The organism is Candidatus Binatia bacterium (genome assembly GCA_036563615.1).
In the GTDB taxonomy this organism is placed as follows: Bacteria; Desulfobacterota; Binatia; order UBA12015; family UBA12015; genus DATCMB01.
In genome coordinates, this window is the sequence record DATCMB010000004.1 from 189,170 (window position 1) to 202,506 (window position 13,337).

The following is a 13,337-nucleotide window of genomic DNA, read 5'->3' on the forward strand; positions in this document are numbered from 1 at the left end:
GGCCGTCGCGCCCGTCCGTGCGCCGCGGCTCGGCCGCGGCTCGCCGCCCCAGACGGCGCTATTTCACGGTCAGCGCGCGCCCACGCAGGGTGCCGCTCGCACGTCCCGTGAAGGTCGAGCCTCCGACCTCGAGCGTCGCCTCGACCGGGCCGCTGCCCAGCGTGCCGACCTTCTCCTTCGGAGCGTTGAAGCGGAAGCGCCACACGCCCTTCGCGTTCCGGGTCAGCGTCAAGCGCCGGTTCCCGGGGTACTTCGCGGTGAAGCTCGTCTGCCGCGCGTTGCCCTTCAGGCACGGCGCGCCCGAGCAGAGCTTCGGCAGCGTCACCGAGAAGCGCTGGTTCGCGCCGTATGTCAGCGTGAGCTCGGCGCCGTTCGCGCTCGGCGCGAAGCCCGCCGGCTCGGCGAAGGTGCCGGTGAGCTGGACCGAGCCAGAGGTCGGATCCGCGGCCCGGCCGCGCAGCGCGCCCTTCAGCGCGGCGAGCGGTGCCGCGTCGTCCGTCGGCGGCTTGGGCGTCGGCGTCGGAGTCGGAGTCGGCGTCGGCTGCGGACCGGGTCCGCCGGCGCAGCTCGGCGTGGGAGCCGAAGCCGCGCGCTCGGCGCAGCTCGTCGTGCCCACGCCGATCAGCACCGCGCCGCTCTCCGGCCAGCGGTAGAGCGTGCCGTCGGCGCGAACCGCCTCGTAGACCATCGGAACACAGCCGCTGCCGGCGACGTTCTTGGTGGCGCCGTACGTGCCGTGATCGGGCTTGCCCGCCACCAGCGGCAGATCGATGCAGCTCGATCCGACGATCGCCCGCACCGAGCGCGGCGCGCGTCCGCTCGGGTCGTAGTAGTTGACGAGGAACTTCCGCGACATGCTGCTCTGCGTGACGCGCGGCAGCACGCAGCCCGCCGGAATCGGCGGCGGCACGACCCAGTCGCGCGTGCCGAAGTTCTGCGTCGTGTACGCGACCAGCCCCGACGGCGTCGAGCCGATCGAGATCGCCGCGCCGAACTCCATGTAGATCGGCGACAGCAACGTCTCCCGGTGGCCGGCCTGCGACGCGAGGAAGCCCTCGTGAATCAGCTCCGGAAGACTCGAGAACGACGATACGTTCTCCGCGATGTAGCCGTAGCCCGGATAGAAGCGCGCCAGCCGACGCTGAAACGTTTCCCCGTTGCACGAGTAGTGACCGAAGCAGCCGGGATGGGCCGCCATGTCGTCACTGTGGAAACGCGCCGCCGCGTAGAGGTCCGCGCTCCACGCGAGCGGCGGAGACGGAAGATGCGGCAAGCCGTAGCTCGCCGGATCCGACCGCGTTTCGTTGGCGAGCACCAGCAGCGCGTACTCGTCGTTCGAGGGCGGCCTGTCTGCCGCCCACGCGCTCGCCGTGCCCAGCACCCATGCGAGCAACACGTTCCCTGCGAGCCGCCACGTCCTACCTGCGCCTCGCCGCACCCCCATCCTTCGCATGCTTCAACCCCCCGTAATGCCCCATCCGACGCGTCTGCGACCCGCCGTCGGTCGGTCCGGCGACGCAAGCAAAGTGCCATGGCTGGATCAAGACGGTTGCTAGGGAGTTGTGCGCGTCTGCGCTTGACGCTCGCGGGTGGGGCGACGCAATCTTGACGCCGGCGTCACCACGGCGTCGGCGCCAGATGCGTCGAGCACAAAAATACCACCGAGCGCCGCGAGCGACGCTCGGCGGTATGGGAGGGAGCTCAGAGGGGCGAAGACGGGGAGAACGTCCCCGTCAAAACTGAGCGGCGGGCCGGCCGCCCCGGGCCGGCCCAACCGCATGACGGAATATGCGCTCTACGGGCAGGCCGGCGGGCCCGACAGCGTGTTGCGCTGCCAGCCGAAGGCCTTCCGCTCCCACGCGAGCGGACCCGAGGCGACCGTGATGCCGCCGATGTCGATGGTGAAAGAAATACATTGCAGCTGACCCACGGCGAACTGGCTCGTGTTGAGAGCGGCGCAGAGCCCTTGGGTGAAGCCCTGGATGTCGATGCGGTGCGCGTTCGGCCGATCGTCACGCTCGCACGCCTTGACGACCGCGAGGCCGCCGACGTTGTCCGCCTGCGCGTCCTGGTAGGCGAAGCAGTCGCCCTTCGACACGAGCGCGCCCACCGGCAGCGTCAGCGGCAACGGCGGATTCACCGTGAGCCCCATCGGCGGCAGACCCTTGGTGATGTCGACGCTGACCGGGAAGCTCGGCGGGTCGAAGCCCGGCGGCGTCGCCGGAATGGCGTGGAACTCGAACTTGTCGGGATTGGTGCCTTGACGGCAGGTGATCTTGTTCGGGCAGGGGTGCGGGCAGTCGTTGGTGATCGTCGCCTCGAAGAAGATCTTCGTACAGCCTTGCGCCTCGCACGAGACGCACGCGGTGATGTCGGTCTGCCCGTTCGCGACGCGGCACGCCGTGACGGCGCACGGCTCGGTGAAGCCGCGGAGCGTGACGGGGGGCGGTGGGGCCGCCGGGTTGAGATTCTGCACGGTGAAGGTCACGGTGGCGACCGACACGCTGCCGCCCGCCGGGACGTTGAGGCCACCGCCCGCGAGGTTGATCACCAGCGTCTGACCGGCGCCCTTGGCGCAGCTCGTGACGGCCGGGTCCTTGGCGTCACATCCCGAGACCGCTCCCGGAACGAACGCGAGGTTGTTGTTGTTGTTCGTCAAGCACTCGCAATCGACGCAGCCGAAGCCGATCGTGATCGGCCCGGTGATCGTCGCGGGCACGGGAGCGGTGTCGGGCGGCACGGTGTTCGTGCTCGTGTTGTTGGCACGCACCTCGACGGTGAACGTGGTTCCGTTCACCGTGAACGGTCCCGAGTTGCTCGGGATCAACGACAGCGACGCTCCCGACTGGATCGCGAGCGCCGGCTGCACGCCGAGCAGCAGCGCGAAGGCGGCACCGAGGATCACCCCGAGGGGAAGCAAACGCATGTTCCTGGCCATGACTTTCTCCTTCAGAGGTTGCGCTCGCAGCGCCGGGATTCGTGCGGTGCGAGCTCTGCGGACGAAAAGCGCGGCCGTCGACCGGGATCCTCCTCCGAGAGAAGGCTCGCTTCGGTGTCGCGTCGCAGCGTCCGCCGCGTCACGACGGTGGAAGCTGCGAGCGTCAGCAAAGCTTTCAGCTTGACGCTCCGACGGTCGCCCGGTGCTTCAGTGGGCTCGACTCTGCCTATCGCATAGACCGCCTCCGTTTCCGCGGCGGGACACCATGCGCGACCCCAGCACGGCCAACCGAGTCGCCGCTTCGGCGTCGACGCCTCGAGCGCGAGGACGCGAGACACGACCCGCGGTTCGAACCGCCGACGGGCCCGGTTGGGGCCACACAGCAGAAGGGCGAGCCGAAATGCGCAATCCTCGCCTTGACATGACCGTCCCTGGCCGTCGCACGAAGCGTCGGACGTCGAATTCCGAGGGCTAGACGGATCTCACGGCGCACATGTCGTGTCAAGAAAATTTTGTCTCAACGGTTCGCCGATGGTCGATTTTTTTGCGAGGACTAGGTGGATCACCCTAGTCGGCGCGCGCGAGCGTCGTGAGCCAGCGGCGACTGGGGAGATCCCTGAGTGCGCTGCAGCGAGAGTGCGCGAGAAAGCGCTTGACGCTCCCTGCAGAGACGCGTCCGCAAGCGCTCGCCCGGGCGCGCACGCTTCGGCCCGGGTCGGACGATGGGGCGCGAGGACGTCGCGCCCCTTCGCTCACGGCAGCAGCAGCACCGAGCGCAGGGCGTGCGCCGGAACGCGCAGGCAGAGCTCGCGCCCGCGCAGCTCGACCGGCTGCTCGCAGGACGTCTCGTCGAGGCGCACGGCGAGCGCGCGCGACACCGGGAAGCCGAGCCGCACGCGCGCCTCGTGCTCGGCGTCCGTCGGATTCAGGAGGCGCAGAACGACGCCCCGCTCGCGCTCGGCAGGCTTGAGCGCCGAGAGAACGAGCGCGCCGGGCTCGACCTCGAGCAGCGCCACACCCTCCGGCGCGAGCGGCGCAGAACCCGCTCCCACGGCGCGCAGTCCGACCTCGGCATCGTGCGCCGCTGCCGGATCGAGGCCCGCGACAAGATGCAGCCGCGCCTCGATCGCCCCGAGACACTGCGCGCCGGGCGTCGGCACGGTCGGCCCGGCGATCTGCGGACGGCTGCGCAGATCCATCCGCGCGAGCCAGCCGACGGCGCGCACCAGGGTCAGCGCGATGACGCCGCCTTCCGTGACCTCCGCTTCCGGCAGACCCGGGGCCACCACCGTCAAGCCGTTCGCGTGCACGAAGCCCTGCTGCGGGAACGTGCGCGGCGGCGGGTGGACCCAGCCGTGCGCCTCGCGCGGGGCCGTCGTGCGGCGGGCGACGTCGAAGGTGGTCGCGGCGTCGCAGGCCTCCGTGGGGCGCCCGGTCGGGAAGAGCAGCCGCAGACGGTGATCGCGCGCCGTGTTCACGAGACGCACGCGCAGGTCGACGCGCCGCACGCCCAGCGCAAGCCGCGCCTCGACCTCGAGCGTCATCGAGACGCGCTCGTCGCTGCGCGCGCTGCGGTCGGGTGCGAGCGCCGCGGGCACGGACAGCTCGCGCTCGACCACCAGGTGCTCGAGCCCGCTCGCGTCCCGCAGACGGCGCACGCGCACGCCCACGGTGCGCGCGCCCTCCCCCGCAACCGGATCGAAGTCGTAGGTGTCGCCGCGGTCGCCGGTGTCCTCGACGGCGCAGAGCCCGGTGAAGGTCGTCGCACCGAAGCGCACGTCGAGCGTGCCGTCGTCCGCGACGCGAACCGCGAGGTCGCCCTGCGCGATCTCGCGTCCGTCGTCGACCTGCTCTTCCGCCGCGTCCGGAGCCGGCGCGAGGCGCACGCGCTTCCAGCCGAGCGCCGGCACGTCGCGCACGACGAACTCGACGCTGAGCGGCGCGCGCTCGGGCACGAGCCGGACGCGCCCTGGGTCGTCGTCGGCGACGACGCGCGCCGGCTCGCCGTCGACCGTGAAGCCGCGCTCGAGGTTCGCGCGCAGCAGCGGGTGCAGATCGAGGCGATGGCCGCCGTCGCCGCCGAACTCGAACCAGCGCGTCGGATCGAGCGCGAAGCGCACGACGTCGGTGCGCGGGTGCGGCGACGGGTTGAAGACCGCGAGCTCGATCTCGGCGCCGGGCGGCGTGCGCCGCTCGACGCCGAGCCCCGCGATGCGCTCCATCGCGCGCGTCGCGGTCTCGCGCGCGAGCTCGGTCGCGGCGTCGTAGCGCGCCTCCATCTGCTCGTGCACGCGGTCCTGCGAGCAGCCGCAGATCGAATCGTGCGCCTGGTTGCGCAAAAGCTCGCGCCACGCCGCGCGCAGCGCCGCGCGCTCGTCCGGACCACCGAGCAGCGAGCCGAGCGCGCTCCACGGCTCGGCCCAGGCGAGCAGCTCGGTCTCGGCGCGGCGGTTGCGGAGCTTCTGCGGGATGCGCGTCGACCAGACCCCGGGCAGCAGGTTCGCCGTGCGCGCGCCGAGCAGCTCGCCCCGGAAGGTCGGCGCGTCCGCGCGCAGCTCGGCCGCGAAGTCCTCGAGCAGCGCGCGGTGTACGTCGTGGCCGCTCGCGGCGGCGAGCGCCGCCGCCGCGACGCCGCCGTGCGCCTCGGGCGGCGCGTGGTCGAAGCCGTTCATCAGCAGCACGGCGTCGTTGCGCGTGCGCGCCGCGAGACGTGCGACCAGATCGGAGAGAAACGCCGCCGCCTCGTCCGGATCGTGCGGCAGACCCGACGCCGCGAAGTAGCCCTCGCCGAGATGGTGCGCGAGCACCGTGCTGCCGTCGGGTCCCTGCCAGGTCCACTCGGCGGGGAGGTCGTCGAGCTCGTCGCCGTTGCCGCGCCAGTAGACGAACGGTCCGAGCCCGAAGCCCGCGAAGAGCTGCGGCAGCTGCGCCGGATGGCCGAACGAGTCCGGCGTGTACGCGACGCGCGACGTCGGCCCGAAGGCGTCGCCGACGCGGCGTCCCTCGAGCAGGTTGCGGACGTGCGCCTCACCGGCGGGCAGCAGCGAGTCCGGCTGCACCCACCACGGACCGATCGCGATCCGCCCCGCGCGGCACGCCGCCTCGAGCGCGGCGCGACGCTCGGGCCGCACCTCGAGGTAGTCCTCGAGCGCGATCGTCTGGCCGTCGAGCAGGAAGCGAAAGCCCTCGTCCTCCTCGAGCAGCTCGAGCACGCGGTCGACGGTGTCGACCAGACGCGCGCGGAAGGTCTGGAACGTCCGGTACCACTCGCGGTCCCAGTGCGTGTGCGAGACGAGAAAGACCTTCATCGTCCGTACCTTCTGCCGATCTGACGCTTCTGGCGCGCCTCGATGGTCGCGATCCCGCGCCGCGCGGCGCCCGCGATGGTCGGATCGTCGCCGCCCTGGTCGAGCGCGTCGAGGAAGTACTGGTAGGCGGCGGCGCCCTGGTCCTCGTCCTCGAGCAGGATCTCGCCGGCGGCGAGGCTCGCCGCAGCAGCAGGCGGTCCGATCGGATAGTCGCGCAGCGTGCGGCGCAGGACGGTCAGCGCCGCGTCGTCGTAGCCGTGCCGACGCAGCCAGTGCGCGAGCTCGAGCGCGTGGCCGGGCGTCAAGAGTCTGCGCGTCGCGTGCGCGGGCAGCGCGAAGTAGCTGCGCGCCGCGAGCTCGAAGTCCTCGTCGTCGATCGCCTCGGCGATGCTCTCGCCGATCGTCGCCGGCGTCGGTCCCGCCTCGAACGCGTGCGGCTGCGCCTCGACCTGACGGCGGTCCATCAGCCACGCGGCGGCGAGCCCGGCGATGAAGCCGCCGATGTGCGCGCCGTGCGCGATGCCCGCGTCGCGCGCCGCGAACAGGTACGGCAGCAGGTTGTCGAAGACGAGGTACATGCCGAGCACGAGGCGCGCCGGCACCTCGAAGACCTGCATGAGAAACGGCGGCAGCAGGAACAGCAGACGCACGCGGTTGCGGCGGAAGAACAGGAAGTAGAAGCCGAGGATGCCCGAGATCGCGCCCGACGCGCCGATCATCGGCACCTCGGATCCCGGCGACGAGACGACGTGGAACGCGACCGCCGCCACCCCCGTCCCGAGGTACGCGAGCAGGTAGCGGATCGAGCCCAGGCGGTGCTCGACGTTGTCGCCGTAAATCCAAAGAAACAGCATGTTCCCGAACAGGTGCAGGAAGCCCGCGTGCAGGAACATCGAGGTGAAGAGATCGGTGAGCGACGGCGACGCCGGACGGAAGCCGTACTGGAAGACGAACAGGTCGTAGGCCGTGATCGAGCGCAGCGCCTGCTGGAACTCCGCGCGGCTGTCGGCCGCGCGCGCGAGCATCCGTATGTACTCGTCGAGCAGCGGGCCGCGCGGCGGACGCATCTCGGAGAGCGGCATCGAGATCAGCAGGAACACCGCGACGTTTGCCGCGATCAGCAGGTAGGTCACCCACGGCACGTGGCCGCGGACGTTCGGGGCGTCTCCGATCGGCAGGATCATGCGCGCGGCAGGTGGAGCCCGACGATCAGGCCGGGGCTGGCGTCGGCGAGCGTCACCTCGCCGCCGTGCAGACGCGCGACCGCGCGCACCAGGCTCAGCCCGAGCCCGCTGCCCGGCGTGGTACGGCTCTGCTCGACGCGCGTGAAGCGATCGAACGCGTGCGCCCGGAACGACGGCGGGATGCCGGGTCCGTCGTCCGCCACCTCGAGCACGGCGTTCTCGCCGCCGCGCACGCGCACCGTCACCCGGCCCGGACCGGGGACGTACTTGATCGCGTTGTCGAGGAGGTTCGCGAGCGCTTGCGCGAGCAGGTGCGGATCGCCGCGCAGCGTGACCGGCTCGGGGGCTTCCAGCGTCAAGCGCAAGCCGCGCTCCTCGGCGGCCGGCTCGTAGGTCTCGACCGTGTCCTGCGCGATCGCGCGCAGGTCGACCTGCACGAAGCGCTCGCGCGGCGCGCCGGACTCGGCGAGCGCGATGGTGAGCAACGAGTTGAACATCGCGAGGATGCCGTCCATGTCGCGCACGGTCTGCTCGAGCACCTCGCGGTACGCGTGCGCGTCGGGCGGCTGCATGAGCGCGACCTCGATGCGGCTCCGCAGCCGCGAGAGCGGGCTCCGCATGTCGTGCGCGATCGAGTCCGAGACCTCCCGCATGCCGTTCATCAGCGCCTCGATCCGGTCGAGCATCCGGTTCAGGCTCTCGGCGAGCGCGTCGAACTCGTCGCCGCGCGACGAGACCGGCATGCGCCGCGAGAGGTCGCCCTCGAGGATCGCCTGGCTGTTGCGCGCGACCGCGTCGAGGCGCGAGGACAGGCGCCGGCTCACGAGCCAGCCGCCGCCGACCCCGAGCGCGACCGTGATGCCGAGCGCCGCGAGCAGCGAGCGCGTCACGAGGTCGCGCAGCTCGACGAGCTCCGTCACGTTGCGCGCGACCAGCAGGCGCTCGCCCGTCGGCAGCGTGACGACGCGACCGCGGGCGACCGCGTCCCTGCCCTGCTCCGTCTTGCCGAGCGGGAACTCCTGCACGCCCTGCGTCCCGTTCGCGCCCTCGCGGAATCCGGGCCAGTCGTGGAGGTTGCCCGCGATGTACTCGCGGCGCTCGGTCGCGAGCATGTAGATCGTCGTGCGGCCGCGCGGGCCGATCGTCGTGCGTGTCACGACCGCGGCGCGCTCGCTGACCGTCCTGCTGTCGCGCAACTGACCGTAGAGACGCTCGGTCTCGCGCGCGATGTCGGCGTCGACGCGGCTCTGCTGCACGGCGAGGGTCGACCAGTACACGAAGCCCAGCACGCAGGCGACCAGCGCGCAGAAGATCGCCGAGTAGACCAGCGTGTAACGGAAGATCAGGCTGCGCTTCAGGTCGCCCTCCGTACCCGGCCTCGCGTCAATCGTCGCGCAGCCGGTAGCCGGCGCCGCGCACGGTCTGCAGCAGCGGCCGGTCCGTGTCGGCGTCGATCTTCTGGCGCAGCCGGCTCATGTGGACGTCGATGACGTTGGTCTGCGGGTCGAAGCTGTAGTCCCAGACGTTCTCGAGCAGCATCGTGCGCGTCACGACCTGCCCCTTGTGCCGCAGCAGGTACTCGAGGATGCGGAACTCGCGCGGCTTGAGCTCGATCGTGCGGCCGCCGCGCGTCACCGTGCGCGACAGCAGATCCATCTCGAGGTCGGCGGCGCGCAGCACGGTCTCGACCGCCGTCGGCCGGCTGCGGCGCACGAGCGCGTCGAGGCGCGCGAGCAGCTCGGAGAAGGCGAACGGCTTGGTCAGGTAATCGTCGCCGCCCGCGCGCAGCCCGGCGACGCGGTCGTCGACGCTGCTCTTCGCGGACAGGATCAGCACCGGCACCGTGCTGCCGTTCTTGCGCAGCGCCTCGACGATCGACAGCCCGTCGAGCCCGGGCAGCATGCGGTCGACGATCAGCACGTCGTAGGTGCCGCTCGTCGCGAGCACGAGGCCCTGCGGGCCGTCGGGGGCGTGGTCGACGACGTGGCCGCTCTCCGCGAGGCCCTTGGTCAGGTAGCGCGCCGCCTCGCGGTCGTCCTCGATCACGAGCACGCGCATGCGCGCGAAGCCGGCGGCCGCGTTACGCCGGCGCCTCCACCGCGAGCCCGGGCGTGCGCGGTGCGGGCAGGTGATCGTAGAGATCCGCGATCAGCTCCTTCTTGCGCTTCTGCCAGGCGGGGTCGTTCCACAGGTTGCGCCACTGTAGCGGATCCTCGCGCAGATCGTAGAGCTCGCCCTCGCTGCCGTCGTAGACGATCGACGGCAGCTCGCCCTGCCAGCCGCTCGCGGCGAGCACCGGCTCGGCCGGGAAGCCGACGTCGCACGTGCTCGGCTCGTAGACCGTGCACACGAGTCCGTCGCGGTAGATCGTCCGCAGGTGCATGCCGCAGCGGTCGAACTGGCTGTCCCACTCGGTGATGACCCGCTCGCGGCCCGAGCCAGGCGCCGTCGGCAGCGGCTCGCCCTGCATCCAGTCGGGCGGCTCGAGGCCCGCGATGGCGCAGAAGGTCGGCGCCAGGTCGAGCTGTCCGACCGGCTCCTCGATCACGGCCGGCGCGATCCCGGCCGACGGCGCCGGACGCCAGATCAGCGGGATCCGCATCAGCGCGTCGACGTGGTACGGGCCCTTGTAGAGCAGGCCGAAGTCGCCCTGCAGCTCGCCGTGGTCGGTGGTGAAGATCACGTCGGTGTCGGCGTCCCAGCCGCGCTCGCGGATGCGCGCCAGCACCCGGCCGAGCGCCTCGTCGATGAGCTCGATCTCGACGTGGGTGAGCGCGTTCACCTCGCGGATCTGGTCGTGCGTCAGCGTGCAGGGCGCGAACGTCGCGGGGCCGCCCTCCATGTTCGGCCAGCGCCCCTCGTACCAGGCGAGCCAGTGGCGCGGCTTCTGCGCGAGGATCTGCCGGATCTTCTCGTCCGAGCCGGGGTGGCCGGGCGGCAGGTCGAGCTCGCGCCACGGGACGCGCTTCGCCTCCGAGGCCGGCGGATCCCACGGGTGGTGCGGGTCGGGGAAGCTCATCCACACGAACCAGTCCTCGTCGTCGGACAGCGAGTCGAGGAACGCGATCGTGCGATCGGCGACCCAGTCGGTGTGGTAGAGCTCGCGCGGGATCGGGTTGTAGGTCACCTCGGGCGCGCCGGTCTCGCCGCCGCCCGCCGCGCTCAAGAGCGGCGCGAAGCCCTTCACGGCGTCGGGGTGGTTGCGCCGCAGCCACAGCGAGTAGTGCCAGCCGCCGAGCGGTACGTGCATCGCGAGCTCCATGTGCTCGAAGCCGCGGAACGGGCCGGTGGATCCCTCGCGCGCCATGCGGTTCTCGAACCAGCGCTGCTGCGGGTCGAAGGCGGGCTCGAAGTGCGCCTTGCCGAGCAGCGCCGTGCGGTAGCCCGCCTTCTCGTGCAGGTAGGCCGCGACGCTCGGCGCGTCGACCGGCAGCGGGATGCCGTTCGCGGTCACGCCGTGGGTGCGCACGTACTGACCGGTGAGCATCGTCGAGCGCGCCGGCATGCACACCACGTTCTGGTTGTGCGCGCGCTTGTAATTGACGCCGGTCGCGGCGAGCCGGTCGGCGACCGGCGTGCGCGCGATCGTGCCGCCGTTGCACCCGAGCGCGTCGAAGCGCTGCTGGTCGGTGGTGACGAGGAGGATCTTGCGGCCCATGCGTCCTCGTAGCAGCGGCGCTCGCTCGGACGCAAATCTATTCGCAGCCTCAGTGCAAGATACTCGAGCGCCCGCCGCCGCTCCGCGACCGCACGCGGGCGCGGCGGTCTTCTCCTTCGCCCGGCCTCGCGAGCCTACTTGCAGCGCCGCACGCCGCCCTTGCCGCTGCAGGCGACCGGCGCGCTGGTGCCGCAGGCGCCGGCGTCGCCCGCGGCCTGCGTGGCGCCGAGCACGAGCGTCGCGCGCAGCGGTCCGACGGGTGTGGGCAGCGAGCTCTTTCGCACCTGCACGACGACGTCGAGGTCGCGGTCGCCCAGCTTGCGGTACTTGAGCAGCGCGAGCCCGCGCGCCGAGCCCGCCGTGCAGGTCGGCGGATCGAGCGCCGTGGAGCCGTTGCGGTAGCGCGTCATCACCTTGGTCACCTTCCAGCCGTCCTTCTTCGCGTCGCAGACGCCCGCCGACACCGCCGGGACCGGGGTGCTCGCCTCCTCCGTCAAGTCGAAGATCGCCGCGCTTCCGGCGCCGAGGTCCTCGACGCGGATCTGCGCTCCCTCGGTGAGCGACGTCACGGGGACGCCCTGCGGGAAGAAGATCCGCGCGCGGAGCTGCAGCGTCTCGTCGTTCGGCTTGCCGCCGAGGCGCCCGAGCTGGATGCGCACGCGCTGCATCGTCCCGCCGCCGGTGCAGAGCGAGTTGCCGCTCGGCTCGCAGCCGCCGGTGACCGCCTGCGGCGGCCACCAGTTGCCCGACATGACGATCATCGACAGCAGCTTGAGCGTGTTCTCGTAGTAGTGCTCGGCGCCGATCGGCGTCGCGACGACGAGATCCCAGATCGCGTTCAGCCACGCCTGGTTGGTCGCGTCGACCATGGCGCCGACGCCGAACGGCGCGATGAACGCCATCGACCGGTAGTCCGTGCCCGGGCTCGGCGTGCCGTCGAGCCGGTAGCCGGCGCGGATCGCGCTCGGGTTGCCGCCGGTCGCGTTGCGGATCCAGGCGTTGATCTTGTCGAGCGCGGTCTTCGCGCGCGCGTCGCCCGACACCAGGAAGTCCGTGCCGAGACGCAGCGGGTCGCGGCAGGCGTTGTAGTCGTAGGCGCCGTCCTGCGCGTCCTCGAGGAAGCCCGGCGGCGCGGGCTCCGGCGTGCCGAGCGGGAAGCGCACGAAGTCGGGCAAGAGACCCGTCGCCGGGCTGTGCGACGCCTGCAGCGACGCGACGATCTGGTAGGTGCGGTTCAGGACGTTGGTCCACACCGGATCGCCCGTCGCGTTGAGAAAGCTCCGGTAGTGGTCGGGCATGAAGTCCGACGAGCGCGTCGAGTCGTAGTACCAGGGGTTCGACGGGTGCGCCCAGTCGCCGAGCTTGACGTACTGTCCCGACTGGTCGAGGTCGCCGCTCTTGATGCCGGCGATCACGTTCTGCGCCTCGGCGAGGTAATTGACGGCGCCGCAGCTGCCCCACTGCTTGTCGGCGAGCAGCAGCGCGTACGCGATGTCGAGGTCGCCGTCGGACGCGGTGTTGACGCCGCCCACGCTCTGGCACGAGTCGTTCTGGTTCCACGCCATCAGGCTCGGCGTGATCGCCGACGGATGGTCGCGAAAGTAGGCGAACATGCCGTCGAAGATCTGCTGCGCCTGCGGATCGTGCCCGGCCATCAGCGCCATGATGATCATGCCGTAGCCGTGCGCTTCGGAGACCGTCAGGTTGCCGCCGCCCGCGTTGGCGCGCACGACCCAGCGGCCGGGGCCGCAGGTCTGCACCAGGTACTGCGCCTTCCACGCGTCGTAGAAGGTGCGCACGGCCTGATCGAGCTGCGCCTGCGTGACGTGGTTCGGGCGGATCGCGCCGTTCACGTAGGTGAACGGATGCGAGCCGAACGGGTGGTTGACGGCGGCCTGGGCGACGCTGGTGGAGAGCAGCACGGCCACCACGGCCGCGCTCCCGAGTCGACGGCGTACGCCGCGCCGCGCAAGCCTCGAGTGGGTCGTCTCGGTCATGGACGGTCAGCTCCTTCGCTCGTCGGTCGCGAAAGACGCTGCGACGCGAACGGTCGAATGAACCACGCCCCCGGCGCGCGGGGCAAGGCGGAATCGGACGGACGAGCGGGGTAAGACCGCGGCCCTTCGCGCGTCCTTACGAACGCGGCCCGGCGATCACCCGACGATCTTCCACATGCTCCGACGATCGACCGAGGTCGCCTGGCCGAGGAGGGAACGCTGCCGCTCCACCGTCGAAAGGAAGCACGCCGA

The 13,337-nt window shown here is 71.4% G+C and carries 8 protein-coding genes; all 8 read right to left on the bottom strand.

All coding sequences use genetic code 11. The features are described from left to right. Nucleotides 1-58: 58 nt before the first annotated feature. Nucleotides 59-1,396, bottom strand: coding sequence for a CAP domain-containing protein (locus tag VIS07_00820; protein ID HEY8514037.1), 1,338 nt, complete (start codon nt 1,394-1,396; stop codon nt 59-61). A 399-nt stretch (nt 1,397-1,795) separates the two neighbouring features. Then, on the bottom strand, nt 1,796-2,938 hold the full coding sequence (locus VIS07_00825; protein HEY8514038.1) for a hypothetical protein: 1,143 nt from the start codon (nt 2,936-2,938) through the stop codon (nt 1,796-1,798). 752 nt (nt 2,939-3,690) lie between these two features. Then, on the bottom strand, nt 3,691-6,246 hold the full coding sequence (locus VIS07_00830) for a glycosyl hydrolase-related protein (protein ID HEY8514039.1): 2,556 nt from the start codon (nt 6,244-6,246) through the stop codon (nt 3,691-3,693). Then, nucleotides 6,243-7,430 carry a rhomboid family intramembrane serine protease gene (locus VIS07_00835; protein HEY8514040.1) on the bottom strand — a complete coding sequence of 396 codons (1,188 nt, stop codon included), beginning with the start codon at nt 7,428-7,430 and terminating at the stop codon, nt 6,243-6,245. Before VIS07_00835 ends, VIS07_00830 begins: the two co-directional genes overlap by 4 nt. Beyond that, nucleotides 7,427-8,719: a HAMP domain-containing sensor histidine kinase gene (locus tag VIS07_00840; GenBank protein ID HEY8514041.1), complete on the bottom strand. Its 1,293-nt coding sequence runs from the start codon at nt 8,717-8,719 to the stop codon at nt 7,427-7,429. The genes VIS07_00835 and VIS07_00840 overlap by 4 nt, the downstream gene beginning before the upstream one ends. A gap of 94 nt (nt 8,720-8,813) precedes the next feature. Beyond that, nucleotides 8,814-9,488: a response regulator transcription factor gene (locus VIS07_00845; protein ID HEY8514042.1), complete on the bottom strand. Its 675-nt coding sequence runs from the start codon at nt 9,486-9,488 to the stop codon at nt 8,814-8,816. A 22-nt stretch (nt 9,489-9,510) separates the two neighbouring features. Continuing rightward, nucleotides 9,511-11,088, bottom strand: coding sequence for a sulfatase-like hydrolase/transferase (locus VIS07_00850; protein ID HEY8514043.1), 1,578 nt, complete (start codon nt 11,086-11,088; stop codon nt 9,511-9,513). A 134-nt stretch (nt 11,089-11,222) separates the two neighbouring features. Further along, nucleotides 11,223-13,019 carry a glycosyl hydrolase family 8 gene (locus VIS07_00855; protein ID HEY8514044.1) on the bottom strand — a complete coding sequence of 599 codons (1,797 nt, stop codon included), beginning with the start codon at nt 13,017-13,019 and terminating at the stop codon, nt 11,223-11,225. Nucleotides 13,020-13,337 lie beyond the last annotated feature (318 nt).